General features: G+C 31.1%; 21 protein-coding genes. 2 read left to right on the top strand and 19 right to left on the bottom strand.

All coding sequences use genetic code 11. The features are described from left to right. The first annotated feature begins 4 nt into the window (after positions 1-4). Both MW871_RS02650 and msrA read left to right on the top strand, forming a co-directional pair. Positions 5-967 (top strand): nucleoside hydrolase, encoded by a 963-nt coding sequence (locus MW871_RS02650; RefSeq protein WP_248427462.1) that lies wholly within the window; start codon positions 5-7, stop codon positions 965-967. Between the two features lie 143 nt (positions 968-1,110). Then, positions 1,111-1,737 carry a peptide-methionine (S)-S-oxide reductase MsrA gene (gene msrA / locus MW871_RS02645; RefSeq protein WP_188050517.1) on the top strand — a complete coding sequence of 209 codons (627 nt, stop codon included), beginning with the start codon at positions 1,111-1,113 and terminating at the stop codon, positions 1,735-1,737. Positions 1,738-1,744: 7 nt separating this feature from the next. Here the strand turns inward: msrA and MW871_RS02640 are convergent, their stop codons facing one another. From MW871_RS02640 to MW871_RS02555, 19 genes are all read right to left on the bottom strand, one after another. Further along, positions 1,745-2,788, bottom strand: coding sequence for a glycoside hydrolase family 113 (locus MW871_RS02640; RefSeq protein WP_248427461.1), 1,044 nt, complete (start codon positions 2,786-2,788; stop codon positions 1,745-1,747). A 55-nt stretch (positions 2,789-2,843) separates the two neighbouring features. Further along, positions 2,844-4,187 (bottom strand): MptA/MptB family glycosyltransferase, encoded by a 1,344-nt coding sequence (locus MW871_RS02635; protein ID WP_248427460.1) that lies wholly within the window; start codon positions 4,185-4,187, stop codon positions 2,844-2,846. Further along, on the bottom strand, positions 4,184-5,665 hold the full coding sequence (locus MW871_RS02630; RefSeq protein WP_248427459.1) for a cellulose synthase family protein: 1,482 nt from the start codon (positions 5,663-5,665) through the stop codon (positions 4,184-4,186). Before MW871_RS02630 ends, MW871_RS02635 begins: the two co-directional genes overlap by 4 nt. A gap of 28 nt (positions 5,666-5,693) precedes the next feature. After that, on the bottom strand, positions 5,694-6,383 hold the full coding sequence (locus MW871_RS02625) for a glycosyltransferase family 2 protein (RefSeq protein WP_248427458.1): 690 nt from the start codon (positions 6,381-6,383) through the stop codon (positions 5,694-5,696). 10 nt (positions 6,384-6,393) lie between these two features. Continuing rightward, positions 6,394-6,783, bottom strand: coding sequence for a toxin-antitoxin system YwqK family antitoxin (locus MW871_RS02620; protein WP_210646367.1), 390 nt, complete (start codon positions 6,781-6,783; stop codon positions 6,394-6,396). Positions 6,784-6,826: 43 nt separating this feature from the next. Beyond that, positions 6,827-7,546 (bottom strand): DUF547 domain-containing protein, encoded by a 720-nt coding sequence (locus MW871_RS02615; protein WP_210646368.1) that lies wholly within the window; start codon positions 7,544-7,546, stop codon positions 6,827-6,829. 12 nt (positions 7,547-7,558) lie between these two features. Then, entirely contained in the window at positions 7,559-9,151 is a 1,593-nt protein-coding gene (locus MW871_RS02610; RefSeq protein WP_248427457.1) for a 4Fe-4S binding protein, read from the bottom strand. Between the two features lie 2 nt (positions 9,152-9,153). Beyond that, positions 9,154-10,449, bottom strand: coding sequence for an NAD(P)/FAD-dependent oxidoreductase (locus tag MW871_RS02605; protein WP_248427456.1), 1,296 nt, complete (start codon positions 10,447-10,449; stop codon positions 9,154-9,156). Between the two features lie 366 nt (positions 10,450-10,815). Then, positions 10,816-11,775, bottom strand: coding sequence for a fasciclin domain-containing protein (locus MW871_RS02600; RefSeq protein WP_248427455.1), 960 nt, complete (start codon positions 11,773-11,775; stop codon positions 10,816-10,818). A gap of 9 nt (positions 11,776-11,784) precedes the next feature. Further along, entirely contained in the window at positions 11,785-12,669 is an 885-nt protein-coding gene (locus MW871_RS02595) for a hypothetical protein (RefSeq protein WP_188050527.1), read from the bottom strand. Between the two features lie 287 nt (positions 12,670-12,956). After that, positions 12,957-13,712, bottom strand: coding sequence for a DUF547 domain-containing protein (locus MW871_RS02590; protein ID WP_248427454.1), 756 nt, complete (start codon positions 13,710-13,712; stop codon positions 12,957-12,959). Between the two features lie 52 nt (positions 13,713-13,764). Next, a complete protein-coding gene (locus MW871_RS02585; protein ID WP_248427453.1) occupies positions 13,765-14,634 on the bottom strand; it encodes a sterol desaturase family protein in 870 nt (289 codons plus the stop codon). A 2-nt stretch (positions 14,635-14,636) separates the two neighbouring features. Then, entirely contained in the window at positions 14,637-15,275 is a 639-nt protein-coding gene (locus tag MW871_RS02580; RefSeq protein WP_248427452.1) for a TIGR04282 family arsenosugar biosynthesis glycosyltransferase, read from the bottom strand. Next, positions 15,265-15,759, bottom strand: a complete 495-nt coding sequence (locus tag MW871_RS02575; protein WP_248427451.1) for a rhodanese-like domain-containing protein — start codon at positions 15,757-15,759, stop codon at positions 15,265-15,267. The genes MW871_RS02580 and MW871_RS02575 overlap by 11 nt, the downstream gene beginning before the upstream one ends. Before the next feature lie 718 nt (positions 15,760-16,477). After that, the gene (locus MW871_RS16395) at positions 16,478-16,690 is read right to left on the bottom strand and encodes an ATP-binding protein (protein WP_427854624.1); all 213 of its coding nucleotides are present in this window, start codon (positions 16,688-16,690) and stop codon (positions 16,478-16,480) included. A 438-nt stretch (positions 16,691-17,128) separates the two neighbouring features. Continuing rightward, positions 17,129-18,013: a pirin family protein gene (locus MW871_RS02570; protein ID WP_248427450.1), complete on the bottom strand. Its 885-nt coding sequence runs from the start codon at positions 18,011-18,013 to the stop codon at positions 17,129-17,131. Between the two features lie 349 nt (positions 18,014-18,362). Continuing rightward, positions 18,363-19,292, bottom strand: a complete 930-nt coding sequence (locus MW871_RS02565; protein ID WP_248427449.1) for a ClpXP adapter SpxH family protein — start codon at positions 19,290-19,292, stop codon at positions 18,363-18,365. A gap of 452 nt (positions 19,293-19,744) precedes the next feature. Then, the gene (locus MW871_RS02560) at positions 19,745-20,992 is read right to left on the bottom strand and encodes an amidohydrolase family protein (protein ID WP_248427448.1); all 1,248 of its coding nucleotides are present in this window, start codon (positions 20,990-20,992) and stop codon (positions 19,745-19,747) included. A 58-nt stretch (positions 20,993-21,050) separates the two neighbouring features. Continuing rightward, positions 21,051-21,797, bottom strand: a complete 747-nt coding sequence (locus MW871_RS02555; RefSeq protein ID WP_248427447.1) for an SDR family NAD(P)-dependent oxidoreductase — start codon at positions 21,795-21,797, stop codon at positions 21,051-21,053. Between the last annotated feature and the right edge of the window lie 3 nt (positions 21,798-21,800).

Raw genomic sequence — 21,800 nt, 5'->3', positions numbered from 1 at the left:
AAAGATGAAAACTAAAATGATATTTTATGCACTTTTGTTTACTTGTGCACTGCAAGCGCAAACAAAAGTGTGGTTTGATACTGATTTGATGATTGGAATGCCAGATAAAACGGCTCGTGAAGTTGATGATGGAATTACATTAATTATGGCTTTAAAGCAGCCTCAAATTGATATTGTAGGAATCAGTTCGATTACGTATGTCGATTATAGCTACGATATTATTCAGAAATTATTAAAATGGCATCATAAAGGAGAATCAATTCCGGTTTATAAAGGTTCTCCAAAAGCAGATGATTTAGGTGTAGAAAATGACGCAACAAGAGCACTTTATCAGGCACTTAAAAAAGAGAAATTAACGATTTTAGCACTTGGTCCAATGACTAATATTGCAACATTAATTCAGAATCATCCTGATATTATTCCGCAAATCGAGAAAATTTCAATATGTGCGGCACGAACTCCTGGTCTAGTGTTTAATCCAGGAAATGGAAAATTAAATGTATTTGACTATAATTATGAATTGGATAATGCTTCTATGAATGTGCTTTTAGAATCAAGTATTCCCTTAGTTTTTGCAGGTTATGAACCCAGTTCTTATACGCATATTGGGAATATTGATTTGGCCAGTTTGGATCAAAATGAAGAAGCAGATAAATGGCTTTTTGATATTGTACAACCTTGGATGGAGAACAATGAAAAATATTTTGGTGTGAGAGGTTTTATTCCTTTTGACTGTTCTACACTTGGTGTAATTACACATCCAGATTATTTTACATATTATAAGGACATACCTATCAAAGTCAATTACAAAAAAAATGATGCACTAGAGATACAACCTACAACACCTTATAAAAATTTTCTAGAGGTTTCATATCAATTTAAATCTAAGAAAAAAGTAGATTATGCCATACGCGCTCTACAAGGATTTGAAGAGAAAATATTAGAAACTCTAAGTGTAAAAAAGTAACAAAACTTTAATACTTGTTCTAAAGCTAAATAAATAAAATACACGTAAATTACTGTATATTAAATTGTTAATAAAGTGTGCCTCAAAATCATCAGAATTATTTTAGATGTTTTGAGGTTTCTTTATTAAAAAAAGACTTTAAGATGAAAATAGTAAGTTATATTATGATTTTAGTATTGCTTGTTAGTTGTACTAATAAAACAGAAAAATTGTCATTAAAACCCAAAAAAGGCCAAGAAGTAGCGATTTTTGCTTCAGGATGTTTTTGGTGTACAGAACATATTTTTGAATCTCTTGTGGGCGTTGATGATGTTATTTCTGGTTACACAGGCGGAACAATCAAAAATCCATACTATGAATATGTTAGTTCTAATAAAACAGGACATGCAGAGTCGGTTGCTGTGTTTTATGATCCAAAGGTGATTTCATACCAAGAATTAGTAAACGTATTTTTTATTTCACAAGATCCCACAACACCAGACCAGCAAGGTCCAGATCGGGGTTCTTCTTATCGTTCTATCGCTTTTTATAAAAATGAAACAGAGAAGAAAATTATTGAGGAAAAAATCAAACAACTTACAGATAATAAGATTTATAATAGTCCTATTGTAACAGAAGTATTACCTGTTGGCGATTTTTACGAAGCCGAATCGTATCATCAAAATTATGTAAAAAACAATCCGAGTCAACCTTATGTTAGAGGAGTTTCCTTGCCCCGATATGAAAAATTTAAAAATGACTATAAAGGTAAATTAAAACCTAATAGCTAACTTTTCATTACCTTTCTTTATACCATTTTTTAATAATTTGTAACGCTGGTTTTTCTTGAGGAGTATAATCAATAGGATTTGACTTTTTATAATAATCATCTGCGTACCATTTCCAAGCAAATCCGCCCGCATACCATTCTTTTCTAATCAAAGATTCAAAGAGTGATTCATAGGCATTGGCTTGCCCAATATTATTTATCTTACTCTGATTTTCTAGCCAAGGTTCTTTTGCAGCATAATCTGAATTTCGGTATCCAAATTCCGTAAAAACGACTTTTTTATTTATTTTTTGTTGGAGTAGAATTATCTTTAAGAGGTGTTTTTGCCAGGCACTATTTAGATCAGATACGGTTGGTGTGATAGCATCCGATAACGGAAAATAAGCATCAATACCTATATAATCTAGTTCTTTCCAAAAAGGAATTTTTTCAAAATCATCCCAATTCGCGGCATAAGTTATTTTACCCTTATATACTTTTCTGATTTTACTAATTAAATCAAACCAAAATTTAGGCCGTTTTGCTATTGGATTTCCAAGTTCTGTGCCAAAGCAAAAAAGAACTACATTTTCTTTTTGAGCTAATTCAGCAAATTCAATTATATATTTTTCATAATTTTCTTCCCATTTTTCCCATTCTTTCTCTGTTGCAAAGTCTAAATTACCAGTATATAAGCCATTTTTAATCCAAAGATGAGGCTTAAGCATCACTTGTATTTGATATTGATGTGATTTTTTAATAGTTTCTGCTATTCCTTCAGAAGTTTCTCCCCACCATTGTTTACTGTGATTATAAGAAACGGTGGCTTGACTTAAATTGACAAATGCATAAGGAATAAGTGAAATGTAATTGACATTATTTTGTTTTAAGGCTTCAAAGGTTTCATTTTTTAGTTCACTTATGGGAGCAACTAAATTCATTCCCCTGAATTCTATATTTGTTTTCGAATTGGTTTTCGAATTAGTTTTGTTTTCACTTTTATAAAAAGAATAGCAAATGACCAAAAGAGGTAAAATGATACAAAGTTTAAGTATGATTTTTTTTAACTTCATAATGTTCAATTTTTAAAAAATAAATTACAGAATAAAATAGTTAAAACTGAAAAAGTTAAGATGTAGTCAATTGAGATTTATTTTTTAATTTAATCCATTTCTCATAGAAAAGTAAACTAAAAACAGCGATGTATTCGATAGCAATTAACCAATAATTCTCTGAAAAAACAGCATTAGAATACGCACTATAACTTAAAATGATGGTAAAACTCCACAGGAACGGATATTTATAGGACGTAAAAGTAGCTATTAAAATAAGGTTAATAACATACCATGGATGCACGGTTGTTGCCATAAAAAAGTAAACAGACAATACTATTAGCATTGTATGAAGCAATTCAATACTGCTTTTGTTTTTTTCTTTAAAACTTTGGTAAGCAATATAAAGAATAATAAAAATAGGAATAATTTTTCCAACGGTATGAATGATATTGTATCCTTTAATCCAAAAACCAATTTCGCGAATAATATAATACACGCTAGCATTAAATTCAAAATTAGTAAACCAAAGTCCAATAGTTTCACTGTAATTATGAATTAATTGTCTTGAAAGAAAAGGGAGAAACAAAATAATAGTGACTCCAATCACTAATGCGTAAAAAGAAACAGCTTTTTTCCAACCTAATTTTTTTAAGAATAAAGGAAGTAATAGGAGTGGCAATAACTTTACCGAAATCGAAAATCCTAATACTACAGCAGCAGTTTTCCATTTGTTTTTTTCTAAGAGGTAAAGAGACCATATAAAAAAGAATAGCATTACTCCTTCAAAATGTAAATTTCCAGACAGTTCTACAAGTACCAGAGGATTTAGAATATACCAAAAAACACGATTTTTTTCTAAGCCTAATCGAACTAATAATTTTCCTCCAAAATATAATGTTCCTAGGTCTGCAGCAATAATTATTACACGCATCATAATAACAGTTCCTAAAACAGATTGTAAACCCAAAAAGCTTGCTATTGCAAATAAAAATTGATTTACAGGAGGATAATTAGAATAATGTTGCGCACTTAAACTGCCCATTCCTTCATACAAAACATTCGCATTTGGAATGCTAAAGCTGTTTTCTTTAATAAGGTCTTGCGGTAAATGTAAATAAGGGCTTATATTTTGTAAGATGAGATTTCCATCCCATATAAAACGGTAATAATCTTGGGATAAGTTGGGTAAAGCGACCAAAAAAAGCAAACGAAATAGTATTGCTGTTACAATTAGAAAAACAAAATTATCTTTTTGAAGTTTAACGATGTAATAAAAACAAACAAACAAAAAAGTAAAAGAAACTATTAAATTTATAAATTCATTTCTTTTTAAGAAATAAGCAATGTACAAGTAAAGTAATATACTTAGAAGTACAAACAAGTATGTCTTTACTTTATTTGATATTACAAAACTCATCTATTTGTTTGCAATGACTTTATAAATACAAAAGCAAAACCTAGAAAAAGCATTAGATGGATCGCTATTAAACTGTAATCTTTTAATACAAATGCACTGTAAATAGCAAACAAGAAGTAAAGTACTAATCCTCCTTCAACAAAAATATTTTTTGAAATGGTTTTAGTCAGATATGTGTTTTGTTTCCATTTTTCTTTAAGGCCTTCAATATTTAATTTTGGAGTTCTTACAAATTCACTTTTTTTGCCCCATAAGCCTTCGAGTACAGCGATGGTGTTGTGAAATGAAAAACCCATTGCAATAGTGTAAAAAGTAAGGAATAAAGAAATGTATTTAAAAAAGTTTTTAAAACCGCCACCATGTATGTTTTTATAAGTGGTCCAATAGCTAATAAAAAACAGAATAGAAGTTATGATGAAAAAGATAAGTATATCAAATACTTTTTCAAATACAGGAAATTCATTTTTAATGTATAGCATTGGTACACTTAACATCGCCATTGTAAAAACAGCTAAAAACATGGTACTATTTAGCAAGTGTAAAATACCATGTGCTTTAGTTTTAAGTCCAATAGATTTTGAGGCAATTACTCTTCTGGCATTTTTACTAAAATTTTCAGCGCCACCTTTATTCCATCTAAATTGTTGTGAACGAGCAGCACTAATTATCGCGGGTAATTCTGCTGGTGTAACTACATTTTCTAAGTATTTGAATTCCCAATTTTTCAACTGCGCTCTATAACTTAAATCGAGATCTTCAGTAAGGGTATCGCTTTCCCAATTGCCTGCATCTATAATGCATTTCTTTCTCCAAACACCTGCTGTTCCATTAAAATTTATGAAATGTAATTTTGAATTACGACCCACTTGTTCTAATGTAAAATGTGCATCTAAGGCAAAAGCTTGAATCTTTGTTAATACAGAGTAATCCCGATTTAAATGCCCCCAACGTGTTTGTACAACACCAATTTTGGGATTTTTAAAATAAGGAATAGTTTGGTAAAGCCAGTCTTTTTGTGGTACAAAATCAGCATCGAAAATAGCTATAAATTCTCCTTTAGCATATTGTAAACCTTCTTTTAATGCTCCTGCTTTATATCCTTTTCTATCAGTGCGTGTAATGTGTTTTATATCTAAACCAGTAGCAAAAAGTTTGTTAACTAAAGCTTTAGTTTCTATAATACTATCATCTGTACTATCATCTAATACTTGAATTTCTAAAAGTCCTCTTGGATAATCTATTTGAGAAATGGTATTTAATAATCGCTCAATTACGTATTTTTCGTTATAAATTGGAAGCTGAATGGTTACTGATGGAATTTCAGATTCTAGAGAAAGATCAAATTGTAAAGATTGGTCTTCCTTTTTTTTACTTTTCAAATAGTTCAAAAGTAAATTGAATTGGGCTAAACTATATAAAAATAAAAGAAAAATTGCTAGGCTGTATAAAATTACAACAATATAAGAAAGTAGTAGCATGTTATTATTTTACCATTTATGGAAGAATTTATTTAAAGGTATATTTAAAAATCCATCCTATTATTTTTATTCCTGCCATAAAGGTTCCTTTTACAGTACCTGAAACTTTTGAAACACCAATTCTGTTTTTATACCGAACAGGAATTTCTAAATAGGACATTTTTTGTTTTAAAACTTTAAGTTGCATTTCTACGGTCCAACCATAAGTTTTGTCCTCCATATTTAATGCTACTAATTTTGAATATTTAATAGCTCTAAAAGGACCTAAATCCGTGTAAGTAGCTTTAAAAAACAGCTTCATTAAAGTAGTTGCTAACCAATTTCCAAAAATTTGCTGAGGAGTCATTGCATGTTTTTCACGCAAGTTTTTTAATCTGGCGCCAATAACAAAATCAATGTTATTCTCAATAATTGGAGTGGTAAGTTTAATTAATTCTTCTGGATAATCAGAGTAATCACCGTCAAGGAAAACTACGATATCAGGCTTTATTGGTTGATTTGAAATGTACTCAAGTCCTTTCAAACAAGCATATCCGTAGCCCATTCTTTTTTCGGTTAGCACTGTAGCACCAGCGTTAGTTGCTACAAGAACTGTGTTATCAGTAGAATTATTGCTAATTACGATGACTTCGGAAACAAAACTTGGTATTTCACCAATTACATTTGCTATCGCTTTTTCCTCATTGTAAGCAGGAATAATTACTTTTATTATATTCATTTTTTATTTATCACGGATTGTCTCTCTGATAACTTGAGATAGAATTCCATTCATTCGTTTTAATTCCTGCATTGTATCGGGCGGCTTTTATGATTTTTCCATTCGTGTAAAAAATACAAAGCCCTTCGGGGAGATTATTTTTGAATTCGACTTTCTTTTGGATTTTTCCATTGGTGTTGTAAATCAACCACCATTTGGTTTTTTTATCATCCGCATAATGTCCTTCTTCTTTTTTTATGCCATTCTCGTAATAATAAAACCAATAATCAACTTTCTTATTATCAGAAAGCCATCCTTCTGACTTCATATTTCCGTTTTCATAATAATTTTTGAAATACGTTTTTTGACCAGAAACGGGTAAAACATAAAATAAAATTAATATGAAAACGGATTTAATCATTTTTTATCAAGTATTAGTCTAGCAAAGGCTATTTTTTTAGATATTATTTTTGGTTCAAAGACCAATCAAAATTATATGTTTTTACTGTAAACTTACTATCTAGTTTTTTTTCTAAAAAGATGTTTATAAAATCGATTTCGTTAAAATAGTTTACTGCGAAATCTTTTTTATACCATTCAAATATTTTTGGTAATTCCACTACTTTTTGTTCTTTCTTAACTATTACGTAGTTTTTAGAGTTAATCACAAACGTAGCTCTTTGTTTTATTTGTTCATCAATTCTTAATGGCATATAAGCGGTATCCAATAAAGGAGCTCCACCATTTGCTGCACTAGATAATGTAAAGTGTATTGCTGGATCAAAGAACAAGTCTCTTAATATGATGTTTTCTATATCATCAAGTGTTAAATCTTGATTACCTACAACAAAATTATTTTCAGTAAAGAAACCTGGTATTTTTTCTACAGAAGTAATAGGATATACATCAATTACTCCTTTTATTACTTGAAGATTATATACGTTAATCCAAAATGCTTTTGCTAATTTTTTATCGCTAAATTTAGTATCAAGTTTTTGAATGTTACTTAATATGTATATCAACTCGCCAGGGCTTTTTTTAATAGTTTCATAGTCAACTTTTCCATCTTCAGTTACATTTTTCTTTAGAAACTCAGTTGCTTGCTCAAAAAATTGCTCGGTTGTTTGAGCTTGTGATAATAAGGGTAAGGCCAAAAAACAAAGCGCTAAAATAATTTTTTTCATTTTAAAAATTTTCTATTTATTATTTATTAAATCTAGTAAATCAACATCATTTCCTAGTAAAATTTCATTAGCATTTATTCTACCTGATACGGAGTTATTTTCTAATTTTAGAACGCCACGAGGGCAAACTGCCGAACATATGCCACAACCAACACAAGAAGAACGCACAATATTTTCTCCTTTTTGAGCGTAGCTACGCACATCAATTCCCATTTCGCAATAGGTAGAACAATTACCGCATGAAATACATTGTCCGCCATTTGTAGTAATTCTAAATCTCGAAAATAAGCGTTGTTGCAGTCCTAATATTGCAGCCATTGGACATCCAAAACGACACCAAACACGATTGCCTAAAATAGGATAAAACCCAACTCCCACGACGCCACTAAATGCAGCTCCTATAGCAAAGCCGTACCATTCTCTCAATGAATTACTATCTAAAAACAGAATGTTTTGTTTTCCAGAAAAATAATTGAGCAGCAAAGATATAATAATTATAGCGACTAATGAAAGCATTGTATAAATCGCATCGGTATCCATATCTTTTCTTTTAAAAACATACAGTACAATTGTAAATAAGGCTAAGAAAATTACTACACCAAATATAAATTGATCTTTTGTAATAAAACTCATTTGAGGATTATCAGATAAAAATGTAAATATTACTGCGATTGTCATAATAAATGAAAATACAAGAACACTGTGAATCATCCATCGTTCAATTTTCCATGATATTGTTGATTTACTTGACAAATGTCTAAAGCTATCACCAGCAGTTTCTGCGAGACCTCCGCAACCACAAACCCAAGAACAATACCATCTTTTACCATAAAAATAGGTAAGGACAGGGGAGATGATAAAAACCATTGCTAAACCAAAGATCAACATGAACATGCCTAAATTACCGCCTTCCAACATGTTTTTTAAGTGCCAATCATTAAAAAAATAATAGTTTAGTGGCCACATATTTTTTAAATCCTTAGCAAAATAAGCTTTTTCTGGATTCAGTTTTTCTAAGATTTCGGGAATTAAAAAAGCAAATCCTAATTGAAAAAACATTACTGATAAAGTACGCACTAATTGGTACTTATTATGTCTGTATTTTAAAATAAATTTATAACCTAACCCTAAAATAGCGACAGTATATAAAGTACCATAAACAAACCATTGAGTAGCCGATTTTCCGTTTAAAATTAGACTTAGTGGATCAAAAAACGCAACAATTCCACTATTTTTTCCACCTTCTTGATTAAGCCCTAAATACTGAGGATACCAATATAAAACAACATAAAATGAAGTTAACACAATACCAGTCATCCAAGCCAAAGTACCTTTGTTGGTAAAGTTTGTATGCCAAACGCCATTGTTTTTTATACCTGCTGGCTGATTGAGATAGGTTTTATTTGCATAAGTAATAACACCTACTAAAATTAAAGCTATAGCGGTAGCAAGCCAAATTTCTTTATTTGGAAAATTAACATTAAATAATGCTAGTACCAAAATAAATAAACCCAATATGCCTAAAGTAACACTTAATTTTTGCATACCATCCATCTGCATATTTTCATGAGAAGCAAACGATATATTTTCAACTATTTTAGTCATAATTATGCGGTTTTAAAACTATCGAATTGTTTGTAAAATTGTTTTTGAATTTCTTTATGATGCGAAGTGAAAAATTCCGGATCAAAATTAGCTTTAAGTAAATTTTCGATAACATATTCTACCGTTTTCTTTTCAGTCAAAACCTTATCAAAAAATTCATGACGCATTCGTATACCAAAAGTATTAATACCTAAGAAAGTGCGATTACTTTTATCAAAAGAAATTCGTATTGCTTTCTTTCCTTGCTGATGTTCCCAATAAAACTGTGCTTCGTATTCTTTAGGTTTAGCCAAAACCCAGCCGTAAGTTTGGTATTCTATATCTAGGAATTTAGCCGAATTGAACCAATTTCCTGGATTATATGCTGTGGGTATTCCTGATAATGTTTGTGATAAAGTTTCTCCCATCATTCGACCCGTATACCAAACAGCCTCAACAACTGTTCTTTCTCCAATCGCAACACGTTGTTCAGCACAATCACCAATTGCGTAAATGTCTTTTATATTTGTTTCTAAAAAACGATCTACTTTTATTCCTTTTCCTAATTCTATTCCTGAATTTTTTAAAAAATCAATGTTTGGAGATACTCCTGCGGTCAAACCTACTATATCGCAAAGTATTATTTCTCCTTTATCCGTTACAACTCCTTTAGCATTTCCGCTTTCGTCTGAAAGAATTTCTACTAAATTGGTTTCTAATCTCAAATCAATATTATGTTCTACTATGTGACGGTTAATCATCTGACTTTCGTCAAAAGGTAAAACGCCTGCCCAAAACGATTTTTCTCGAACAAGTAAAGTAACTTGTATGTCACGAGAGCGAAGCATTTCTGCTAATTCGATTCCTATTAAACCTCCTCCAACAATGACAGCTCGATTTGCATTTACAGACCACTTCTCTAATGATTCTAAATCTTTTTTATGATATAACCCGGTAACGCCTTTTAGTTCTTCGCCAGGCCAGCCAAATTTATTAGGTTTTGATCCAGTTGCTAATACTAATTTGTCGTAGCTTATTTTTTTGTCGTTTGCCAAAATAATTTCTTTAGCAGAAGGAACAACCTGTATAACTTGCCCTAGTGTAAGTTCTATTTTGTTTTTTTTCCAAAAATCATTTTCATAAGGTTGTGTGTGCTCAAATTTCATGTGTCCCATGAAAACATACATTAACGCTGTTCGTGAAAAGAAAAACTCATTTTCATTTGATACAATTGTAATCTTTGATTCAGATTTCTTTCTGATATGTCGTGCAAGCGTGACTCCCGCAATTCCATTTCCAATGATTACAATATGTTCCATATAAAATATTTGAGTATTCGATTACTGAAAAAATAATTTGTTAGCTGATTTAAAAGGATACTATTTTAATAATCATTTTAAAAACCAATACTTTGGATCTACATCAATTTAATAAAATCAAATGTATTTTATAATTATTAATAGAATTACGTGCTTGTTTATCTGACCGCAAATATAGTTTTAAGTTAAAACCATAATGATTAACAATTCATAAAATTTTAATTCTTTTTAGAAAAAAATATTAATTAGAAAGTACAATTATAAAGTATCATAAAAACTAAAATCTTTATTTTTTTAGAAAGCAATAATTTAAAAGAAAACAGTTGCAATTATAAACTTGTAACTGTTTTCTTTTGTTTTATATTATTATGGCAATAAAACTTTGTCTATAACATGTACAATTCCGTTACTACATTGTATATCTGGAATAACCATATTAGCAGGAGTTGTAATTCCATTACTTTTTATAGTAAAAGTACCGTTTAAAAATGGGCTATAAGTCAATGTTCCTCCACCTGCTGTAGCAACTGTAGTGCTAGTTTGTTCTGATGTAAATTTTCCACCTGCAATTGCATGGTTTAATAAAACTTGTGCTAAAACTGATGCTGGTGCATTGGTAACATCCTGAACAGTTGCAAATCCTGCCGCTTTAAATGCTGCATCTGTTGGTGCATAAATAGTAAAGTTAGCATTTGGATCAGCTAAAACCGGTGCTAAACCCGACTTTACTACCGCTGCCACTAAAAAAGTAAGTTCAGGCGCTTTAAATACTTTAACAGTTTGTAATAATATCGCAGATTGTACAATATCTACACCAGTAGCGATCATCACTTTATCTATAGCATGAACGGTACCATTACTAGCATTTACATTTGTCAATATTATTTTTGAACCGTTGATGTATAAATCTTTTCCTCTACTTATAAAACGTCTGTTAGGTCCTAAAGCAGATGTTGATGTGTTACCAGTTATAATTTGATTAGAAAGTAAATCCCCGTTAGAAACATGATACAGTAGGGTATTGGTCAAAAAACTATTTTGTAATCCTCCCAAAGTTCCTGCATCAACTAATCCTAGTCTTGCAAAAGCATCATTTGTAGGAGCGAAAACAGTGTAATGTCCAGAAGGATCATTAGGATTACGGTTGCTTAAAACTCCAACTACACCACCTTGTACTGCAGCTCCTTCAAGTGTGCTAAAATTAGGATTAGCTACTGCAATTCCAGCAATACTAGGTGTTTCATCTTTGTACTCAGAATCACATGAAACTATAGATAACATTAAAGCTACTGCGAAAAAAGCGTTTTTTATATTTGTATTTTTCATTTTTTTTTTTTAAAATTTGTAAACTATACCACCGTAATAACCTGTCGAATTACCAATATTTCTACCAGCTACCAATGTACTAGCTCCAACAGAAACACCTAGATCTTTATATACAGGAGTATATAAATTTAAACCTATTTTGGTATAATTTACTTTTGTAATTGGGAAAAAGCCTGTAAAACCTTGTCCAAAAATATCTACACCACCAGTTGATTTTTGATTCGCTATAAAAGCGTCCCCGTAAAATAATCTTGCTGCATAACCTACTTTAAGTTCTGTAGCGTAAGAGTTAGGAACATCATTTGAAGCGTAATTTCCAGCTAACTGCGCCGATGCAAAAATTCCTGAATTCATTTTGTACATTGCCATACCAGTTGTACTAACTGTTGTACTTCTATTTCCAATGGCAATAATAGATTGGAATCCTTCTTCAACTTTGTAGTTGCCTAATGGTGTTTTTAATCCTAAAGCTCCAATTAAGCGTAACGAAGAAGAACCAAAATCAAAATAAAACGGACTATATTTAACAAAAACTGAAACATCTTGAAAACCTTTTCTTTCGTTTTCTAAATTTAAATTTGTTAAAACTTCTGGCGTCGCATTCCCTTTTGCTGTTACGTAAGGTAATACTAAAACTACATCAACTTGGTCACTAATTCCATAAGTGGCATAAATAGAAGTACTCGTGATTTTTGTTTCGTTAAAAACAGGAACTCCTTTTACTTTTTCTGGAATAAAATAAACCTCATCATATTTTTCTGAACTAAAAGAAAGAGAAACATTTCCCTTGCCTTTTCCTTGCATGAATCCACTAATTGGACTCTGAGAATGAGCTGTGTTAACATATCCAAATGTTGTTACAGCTAAAATGAATAGTAATTGTTTTTTAATCATGATAATAATGTGTTTTTGTTTAATTTAAATTGATTTACGAAAAAAGAGTAATTGTGGTTTTAAAAAAATATAAAAATTTTTAAATTATTTTTTAACGTATTGATTTTTAGTGTTTTAAACTTATTAATTTTGTAAATTTTTGTACAGTTTAAATAATCAAATCACATTGTAATTGGAGTATAATATTTATCTAGAGTTATTTTTTATCAAAGGACTTACTTTCAAAATCTTATACTGATTTATTGTTATAATAAACTTTATTAAAACACGGAATTAGTATTGATAATTTAATCATTCAAACTCCAATTGTAGTCTTTGTAATTTAATTTTGCTTTAGGATTTATTTTAATAGAAGAATATTGATTTAAGAATGAAATAACAGAACCCTCTTTTTTAAAATCACCTGCAAACCAATCAAATATTTTAGAAATTTCAATTTTATTAGCTGTGATGCTATTTTTACTTTTATCGTTAATAAAACTTTTTGCTACGGTATTAAGTTGTTGTTCCAATTTTGTTTCCGTGTAAGCGCTATTCAACAAGTTTGGACAAGAAAACGAGGCGCAGTTAATAGCGAAATGTATTCTAGGCTCATCCATTTTTCGTAAAATTTCATGTTCTATTTCTTCTAAACTATATTTTTTATTAGCTAAAGAAATGAATTTTTTACCCCAAGGATTATTGATGTCTTTAATACTTTTTATGGGCATATTATCTAAAATTAATTTAACAGTAAAAGCATTGTAAGTGTTAATCCAATAAGCCAAAGTAGCATTTCTTGACCAAGATCTATTGGGAACTCTAGCGGATAATTCATCTAGGTAAGATTGTAACTCTTTACCATCTTTTTGAAAAGCTTTATAATTTACTGTTCCATCTTTTGATACATTTTTTTGCAAAAGCGCATTCCACTTATTATGATCTGTAGTCTCATCAAGTACTTTTTCTGATACAGTAGAAGTTGAAGTAAGTTTTACCTGCTCTTTATTTTTTCCACAAGAAAGCATTGGTAAAAGGATCAGTATAATTAGGTATTTTTTCATATTTTATTTAAAGTTAATTTTTAGTAATTAGGCTAGTGCCAATTAGAATTTGTTATTGTAATGGAAAAAGTTCTTGCTTTATAAAATCCTCTGGAAATTTATCATCATCATCAAAACCAAGTTCAATATCTCTACCATCACTCGGAATATAATTGGTTTTAAAAAGGTAATCCCAAATGCTTAATGAAATTCCAAAATTGACCCCATTTTTATTTGGTATTTTTTTACTGTGATGCCAAATGTGCATTTTAGGATTATTAAAAATATATTTAAAAATACCATAATCCCAGCCAATATTAGCATGATTTAGATGTCCAATTGCAATTGATATAAAATGTACAATAAACACATCTTGAAGATTTATTCCACCTATCAAAATAATGGGTATGTAAAGTAGGACTTTGTAAACCAGTGGTTCCATCCAATTGTATCTAAAATGAGCAGCAAAACCCATTTCTTTGACACTGTGATGAGTTTTATGAATTTTCCACAAGAACGGAATTGTATGCAAAAGGCGGTGTACATTCCATTGAATAAAATCGCTAATAACAAAAAATAATAGTAACGAAATTGGTTGTGGAAGTTTAGATATTGATAGGAGCTGAATAGATGTTAGTTCGAATCCAAAGAAATGCAAAAAATCATTGATAAACTGCTCAGTGATGTTTGATAGCGCTATTAATAAAATGAGATTGAGTAAGAAAAAATTAAAAAACAAGTAAAATAAATCCAGCCAAAAATCTTTTCGGAAAATAGCTTGATTTTTTCTCCATGGAAACAAAATTTCAAGCAACCAAACTGTAACAGAAATAGCAATTAATCCGTAGAAATAATTATCCCATTTCCAGTACAATACTTCGTTTTTTAGATAATCGAAATAACCACTATAGGAATTTATTAAAATAGCAATGTATTTATCCATTTTTATACTTCTTTACTTGATATTTCTGCATTTGTATTAATCTTGATGTTTTTACAATTATATCCGCTCCGTTCTAAATCTTCAAAAGTATCAATATCATTCAATGTTGGTAAAATGGCAATTTTAAAATGCTCTAAATCTTTTATGGTCGCTTCATACACGCTATCAGTGCCCCATTTTTTATTTAGAAAAACAGTATCATTTTTTTTCTTTAATCCTAACAAATAATAACCACCATCTTCGGCCGGTCCTATAGCAACGTCATAAGTGTTTAGTTGTTTAAAAGCGTTTTCAATGATAGATTTTGTTAAGTCAAATAAGTCACTGCCTACAATGATACATCTTTCGTAGCCCATTTCAAAAAGACTATCAAAAGCAGTTTGCATTCGTTGGCCTAAATCACCCTCAATTTGTAGTTTTTTCTGATAAATTGATTCCGGCCATAAGTCATTTTTACTTACATGACTGTCATAAAAAACAAATTTATCACAATCTGCATGTTCAGTTACATTTTTAGTATGATTGAGCAAATCATTGTACACAGTCAAAGCATTTTGATCACCAATTGTTTCTGCGAGTCTTGTTTTTACTTTCCCAATTTCTGGATTTCTAGTAAAAATAAGTAAGGCATTAGTCTTCATATATTTTTATTCCTTTATTTAAATAAGCGCTCCATTCTTTGTTGTAAGTGTGCACACTATCTGTTTCTATGTTTTTTGAATTCACCACTTTTCCACCAGAATTCTTGTATTCAAAAATTCCACCAAAAAGATTGTATACATTTTTATACCCTAATTTTTGTAATTTTTCTCCAATTCTCTCACTCCGAACCCCAATAGAACAATATACGACTATGTTGGTTTTCTTATTTCTAATTTTTTTAACAATAGGTTTTGCTTTAAAGCGATCAAATCCTACCCAAATTGCTCCCTTGATATGACTTACTTTAAATTCATTTACTTCTCTTGCATCAAGGAAAACCATATTTTTTTTCCCTTTTAATTCATTTACCATGATATATGGAACGGTTTCTTTATTCAGTTCTTTAAGCGCTTTAGGAATATTGCCTTGCGCCTGAATTCCTATCGAAAAAATACAAATAAAAATAGAGAAATAAATTCGCATGTTATTTTTTTTAAAGGTAAATACTTTATTAAATGTTTTAAAACTTATTTAGTTGTTGCGGACTATTTTAATCCAATATAAATGAGTGATTAAAGGTATTTACGTAGAAAACATAAAATTAGTTCTTTAAAATTATGTTATTTCTAAAAAATTACAATAAAGAATTGATAATGAGATTTGTTAAATTTATAAATTGAATAAATTTTTTAAGAAGGAATTACTAATGTATAGGATTATGAAATCGTTTTTAGAAAAAGAATTGTTTCTTTATTGTTGGAAAAATTCAGGCTAATCTACTATCACATTTTATTATTCTATTATCTTTTAGAATTACAGAGATAATTTGAATAGTAAATTTTAATTTCAGATATAAAATGTGTTTAGAGAATTTTTCAACATATTATAAAAGCTCAGAAGAGTAAAAAAACAAAAAAGCCTAAAAATTTTTTCGCAAATTTTTGATTGCGGACAAAGAGGTACCATTAGCTTTATTAATTTTCTAGTAATTAAAGGGGGTTAAAAGTTACTATTTAACAACGGGGACAACAATAGGTTCACTTTCAAAAGTTTATATAGTTAACAAAAGTAATAAGTTTTATAAAAAAAAGGAAAAATTATTCATTATAAGCATAGTTCAAAGTTGTTTTCTAAATGATAAATTTTAAATTAAATTGTTCAGTGAATAGCTATTTCTAGTAGTAATTATTTACTGTAAAAGTTAAATTGGCAAAATACCTAAATAATATTGTTTGCTTATGCCTCTTTTCTTCCTCATGGATTCTCCAATTAGTTCAAGCCGGTGTGACTGATGAATGAGTCTATTTAAAATAGTATCAGCTGTGGTTTTCTCTCCAATAATATCATACCAACCCTGCAGTGCTATTTGTGATGTTAAGATTACAGAACTATTATTATGCCTGTGTTCAAAGATTTATAAAAGTGTAATTCGGTTATGTGCATCTAATGACTGCATTCCAAAATCGTCAAGTATTATTAGATCTTTTCTTTCTAATTGTAGTATAAGCGGAATCCAAAAGAATAAATGAAACTGCATGTTTTTTGAATAGATTGAAATCGAATACAATAAAAAATTCGGATTTGAAATATAGGATAAAAATGAATTTAAAAAATCAATCAAATATTTACAAAAATATCGCTTAATTTAAATTCTTCCTTTTATTGCATATCCATCAGCACTTAGAAGCGAAATGATGAAGTAGGAACAACAATGTTATTGTTGATTTTTTACAAAAAAAATAAATGCTGTTGAAGCAACCTGATATAGGTCACAGTCAACAGCATTTTAATCAGTTTTTTTTAATGTATGATGAACTTGCATCATCCCCTAAAAATCCTAAGTATTTCGGTTTTATTTTCTAGGTAAACTTGGATAAGGAATAAACTCATCTTCTTCTCCTTGAATTTTTGGAAACAATTGTTCTTTCCATTTGTTCTTGGCGATTTCAATTAGCTCTTTCGACGAAGAGACAAAATTCCAGTCGATAAAGCGTTCTTCAGCAAAAGTTTCACCACCAAAAATATAAATCGAAGTGTTTTCATGAATGGTAAATTCGCAAAGTGTACTTTCATTTGCCACTAATAATTGTTTTGGACCGTAGAGATTACCTTCACTTTCAATAGCTCCTTCTAAAATATACATACCAGCCTCTCCGTAAAGATGATGACCAATATTGACTGATTGTTTTGATTTACTCTTTATTTCAATCATAAACAATTTACTAAATACGGGAACGGGCGATTTTTTATCAAAAGCTTCACCGGCTACCAGTTTAAATTGTAAATCATCTTCAGTCCATGATGGTATTTCGCTTTCTTCAATATGCGAAAAAGCGGGCTCCATCTGTTCTAAATGCTTGGGTAATGCTACCCAGATTTGCAAACCGTGCATAAATAATTCTGATTCTCGCAAATATTCTGGCGTTCTTTCAGAGTGAACAATCCCTTTTCCCGCCGTCATCCAGTTTACAGCTCCTGGTTTTACTTCAACATTGTTTCCTAAAGTATCACGATGCATTATGCTGCCTTCAAATAAAAATGTTAATGTTGATAATCCAATGTGTGGATGGGGCAAAACATCAAAGTTTTCTCTTTCATTCAATTTTACCGGCCCCATGTGATCAATGTAAATGAAAGGGCCAACCATCCTTTTTTGTCGAAAAGGCAATAAGCGTCCCACCATAAATTTCCCAATCGTGGCAGCTCGTTCTTCTATTATTAATTGGATATTTGACATAGTGCTTAAATATTTTTTAATGTTTTTTTAGTTTGGTAATTAATTTAACCAATGACGTATTGGCATACATTCCGTACGCATTAATTGAAAAGCCTTTTAGATCTTAGTGGATCGCAGAAATGGCATAGAGTATACTTTTGTAATTCCCACGTCAAATTTCTTGAAAACGTATAATTTTATCGATTTCAAAATCGTCTGGATTTAGTTCTACATTTTTTCCTAGACAAATGATTCAATACTGTTCAATATTAAAATTGTGCGTTTACCCTTCAAAGGAAGACCGTTGATGACTTCTGCCGATTTGGTATATTTTTCCTAAATGATTTTTAAAACTTAAAGATACGATAACTTAAGATTTCAATATTTTCCACATCGAACCATTCTTTGTGGTTACTTTATCTAATATCCCTTTATTTGAAAGTTCATTCAACATTTTTTCGCTTTCCACTCTTGGATTTCCAGATAGTTCCGAAAATTCTTTTGCTGTAAGCGAAGGATATTTTGCAAAAAGCGTTTCCCAATCTTTACGGTATTCTTTTTTTACCGCATTTGGATTTAACTTCAGAATCGCCATTTCATAAAAAGCATAGGGTTTTGAACCATGAACCGTTTCTTTGGTGCCGTTTTCGTCAAAGAAGAAAATTGTAGGAAACCCTCGAACTCCAAGTGTTCTTCCTAATTGCAAGTCTTCTTCAAATCGCTTCTTCGCATCATTTTCAAAATCTGATTTTAATTGGTCAACGTTCAATCCTACGTTTCGAGCTGCATTTGCAATATGTTCCCATTTAGCAATGTTTTTCTTATTCAGGAAAACCATTTCTCTCATTTCACGCATAAATAGCACCGCTTTTTCCTCGTCTTGCATTTGAGCTGCTTTAAAAGCAATCGATGGCGGATAGGAGGAATCTAGCGGGTCTTCCAACCATAAATCGCCGTCAATAGGCATGTCATAATAAGCGCTGACTTCGTCCCAATGGGTTGCAACATCTGATGGTTTTCCAATACCGCCGCTGTTGTAACTCCAGTCGGGTAATAAACCACCCATTCGGTAATCAATATCGATGGCATCGCCGTATTCTAATTTTAATTTACGCAATTGCGGTTCAATTCCCCAACAAGAGGAGCAAATTGGATCGGTATAATAAACCAGTTTTACGCGTTTTGCTGTCGATTGTTGTGTGTTTTTAGTTGTGTTATCGGTCGTCTCTGATCCAATTTCGCACATACCGGTTTCGATATCGCATAAAAGAGGATTGACTTTATTCGTTTCAGTACTCATATTTTTAGTTTTTAATTGATCTTGCAAAGCGGTCACGCTTAACAAAGTTATTTGTAATTTAAAGAAATTTTACTTTAACACCATGCTATTCTTTATTGACTTTTTCAGAAGTTGCAAATTCCTCCATGTTTATTTTAGTGCTTATTCTAACGGCTTTGTTTTTTTAAGTTGTTCAACTAATACAGACTTAAACCAAATTTCCAGTCTGCACTGCACTAATATTCAAATAATCCATGATTAATGGCAACACGCCGGAAGGCATCAACTCTGATAATATTCCTACGAAAGTTACAGAGGACATCATAATCAGCCACGGAAAAACGCTTTTGGTTTTTTAAACACTATACTCTTTAGTCATAACTTTGATTTTAGGAGATTATAGTTTTTAAAGTATTTCACATTAAGTAGTTCAATTGTTCTGAAACAACCAATGTGAAGTACTTTGATTATGATTAAAGACGTAATGGAATATCGTACGCCATCTCTTTTCGACGGAATAAGAAATTTCCATTACGTACAGATGCCAAGACATCTACTCTTTTTCGCATTGCTTCATAAACCGAGCTTTCATTTAAAACAATGAAATTCGCAGCTTTACCTACCTCTAAACCATAACTGTCTTGAATATTTAAACAACGAGCTCCATTGTAAGTAATTAAGTCGAAATTTGTTTTTACGTCTTCCGAAGACATAATTTGAGCCAAGTGAATTCCATTATCAAGAATATTCATCATATTACCATTACCCATTGGATACCAAGGGTCATTGATGGAATCTTGAGCAAAAGCAACATTAATTCCGTATTCTATAAATTCTTTCACTCGCGTTAGTCCACGGCGTTTTGGATACGTGTCTTGACGACCTTGCAAATAGGCATTCTCGGTTGGACAGGCTATAAAGTTTAATTTTGTTTTTTGGAATATATCTAACATTCTAAACGCATACGAATCATCTGCCGAACCAAAGGAACACGTATGACTTGCAGTAGTTTTACTTCCGTAATCTTCCATGTAAACGAGTCCATTTAATAATTCTACAAATCGGGAGTGGGGATCATCTGTTTCATCACAATGCACATCAATCAGTTTATCGTATTTCATAGCCATTTTTACGATATCGTGAATGGATTTTTCGCCAAATTCCCTTGCAGGTTCATAATGCGGAATTCCACCTACAACATCAGCTCCCATTTTGAGTGCTTCTTCCACTAAATCGCGTCCCCCTTTATACATGTACATCCCTTCTTGGGGAAAAGCCACAATTTGTATGTCAACAATATCTTTTAATTCTGCTTTCAATTCCAGCATCGCTTTTAGTGCCGTAAAGTTGGGATCAGTAACATCAATGTGAGTTCGAATGTGTTGTACACCTTGTGAAACTTCATCTTTAATTCCCTTCATTGCCAATCTTTTCACACTTTCAACGGTTAGTGTTTTTTTGAATTGTGGCCATAGTTTAATGGCTTCAAATAGAGTTCCAGAACCAGCTCCTTCTTGTCCAAGTTCCGATAAAGTATAAACATAATCCAAATGCAAGTGCGGATCAACATAAGGAGGCATCACAAGCTTCCCGTTAAGGTCAATTTCTTCGTCACATTTTGGCAAATTAGTGCCAATGTGTATGATTTTTCCGTTTTCCACAATCATTTCAGTAGCAGTGTCGTTGCGATAAATTTTTGCATTAAAAAACTTCTTTTTCATGTTTGATTTATTTTACGTTAATAATTGATTACTGCCAATATCTTACTAACTATTTAATCTATCTTAATTTTATGTCTCCACCATCTGCCATAAGTGTTTGACCTGTCATATATTGACTGTCATCACTTAATAAAAAAGCGACAATTGGTGCGACATCTTTTTGAGGGTCTCCAAAACGTTGCATCGGGTTTTTACTAACAATCTCTTCATATTGTTCAGGAAAATTTTCTTTCCATTCTTTAACACCCTCAGTAAATGCTAATGGACAAACGACATTTACACGAATGCCATCTCCTGCCCATTCATTTGCTGCCACACGAGATAATCCCCTAATAGCTTCTTTTGCTGCAGCGTAACTTCCTTGATTTTTTTGACCCAATAATCCTGCTCCAGAACCAAAATTCACAATTGCTCCATTATTTTTTTTAAGCTCTGAATAAGCCGCCTTCATGAAATTTAAAGTACCTTTTAAACCAGTGTCCATGGATAGTGCCCAATCAGCTTCGGTAAGTTCCAATAATGGTTTTTGACGTGAAGCGTGTGCATTATTTACTAAACTTGTCAATTTGCCAAATTTAGAAATGGCTAATGCCACCGCCTCTTTTGCTACGGATTCTTTCGAGATATCGCCATTTAGGAATGCTATCTGATCTGGATTGGAAGCTACCTTTTTCTTTCCAGCCTCTTCATTTAAATCTACTGCTACAACAAAGGCTCCTCTTTCTGTTAATTCAGATGTTATAGCTCCTCCAATTCCTGCTGCTCCGCCAGTTACGATTATTACTTTACCTGTTAAATTTTTCATTAT

Origin of the sequence: Flavobacterium pygoscelis, assembly GCF_023162025.1 — a bacterium.
Classification (GTDB): domain Bacteria; phylum Bacteroidota; class Bacteroidia; order Flavobacteriales; family Flavobacteriaceae; genus Flavobacterium; species Flavobacterium pygoscelis.
This window is presented reverse-complemented; position numbering and strand designations above follow the sequence as displayed.

What these genes read in the sequence shown, in the direction of transcription:
- msrA (WP_188050517.1), top strand. Translation starts at nt 1,111, where the DNA reads ATGAAAATAGTAAGTTATATTATGATTTTAGTATTGCTTGTTAGTTGT.
- MW871_RS02570 (WP_248427450.1), bottom strand. Translation starts at nt 18,013, where the DNA reads ATGTCAAATATCCAATTAATAATAGAAGAACGAGCTGCCACGATTGGG.
- MW871_RS02565 (WP_248427449.1), bottom strand. Translation starts at nt 19,292, where the DNA reads ATGAGTACTGAAACGAATAAAGTCAATCCTCTTTTATGCGATATCGAA.
- MW871_RS02580 (WP_248427452.1), bottom strand. Translation starts at nt 15,275, where the DNA reads ATGAAGACTAATGCCTTACTTATTTTTACTAGAAATCCAGAAATTGGG.
- MW871_RS02620 (WP_210646367.1), bottom strand. Translation starts at nt 6,783, where the DNA reads ATGATTAAATCCGTTTTCATATTAATTTTATTTTATGTTTTACCCGTT.
- MW871_RS02575 (WP_248427451.1), bottom strand. Translation starts at nt 15,759, where the DNA reads ATGCGAATTTATTTCTCTATTTTTATTTGTATTTTTTCGATAGGAATT.
- MW871_RS02555 (WP_248427447.1), bottom strand. Translation starts at nt 21,797, where the DNA reads ATGAAAAATTTAACAGGTAAAGTAATAATCGTAACTGGCGGAGCAGCA.
- MW871_RS02585 (WP_248427453.1), bottom strand. Translation starts at nt 14,634, where the DNA reads ATGGATAAATACATTGCTATTTTAATAAATTCCTATAGTGGTTATTTC.
- MW871_RS02610 (WP_248427457.1), bottom strand. Translation starts at nt 9,151, where the DNA reads ATGACTAAAATAGTTGAAAATATATCGTTTGCTTCTCATGAAAATATG.
- MW871_RS02630 (WP_248427459.1), bottom strand. Translation starts at nt 5,665, where the DNA reads ATGCTACTACTTTCTTATATTGTTGTAATTTTATACAGCCTAGCAATT.
- MW871_RS02595 (WP_188050527.1), bottom strand. Translation starts at nt 12,669, where the DNA reads ATGATTAAAAAACAATTACTATTCATTTTAGCTGTAACAACATTTGGA.
- MW871_RS02625 (WP_248427458.1), bottom strand. Translation starts at nt 6,383, where the DNA reads ATGAATATAATAAAAGTAATTATTCCTGCTTACAATGAGGAAAAAGCG.
- MW871_RS02600 (WP_248427455.1), bottom strand. Translation starts at nt 11,775, where the DNA reads ATGAAAAATACAAATATAAAAAACGCTTTTTTCGCAGTAGCTTTAATG.
- MW871_RS02640 (WP_248427461.1), bottom strand. Translation starts at nt 2,788, where the DNA reads ATGAAGTTAAAAAAAATCATACTTAAACTTTGTATCATTTTACCTCTT.
- MW871_RS02560 (WP_248427448.1), bottom strand. Translation starts at nt 20,992, where the DNA reads ATGAAAAAGAAGTTTTTTAATGCAAAAATTTATCGCAACGACACTGCT.
- MW871_RS02615 (WP_210646368.1), bottom strand. Translation starts at nt 7,546, where the DNA reads ATGAAAAAAATTATTTTAGCGCTTTGTTTTTTGGCCTTACCCTTATTA.
- MW871_RS02605 (WP_248427456.1), bottom strand. Translation starts at nt 10,449, where the DNA reads ATGGAACATATTGTAATCATTGGAAATGGAATTGCGGGAGTCACGCTT.
- MW871_RS02590 (WP_248427454.1), bottom strand. Translation starts at nt 13,712, where the DNA reads ATGAAAAAATACCTAATTATACTGATCCTTTTACCAATGCTTTCTTGT.
- MW871_RS02650 (WP_248427462.1), top strand. Translation starts at nt 5, where the DNA reads ATGAAAACTAAAATGATATTTTATGCACTTTTGTTTACTTGTGCACTG.
- MW871_RS02635 (WP_248427460.1), bottom strand. Translation starts at nt 4,187, where the DNA reads ATGAGTTTTGTAATATCAAATAAAGTAAAGACATACTTGTTTGTACTT.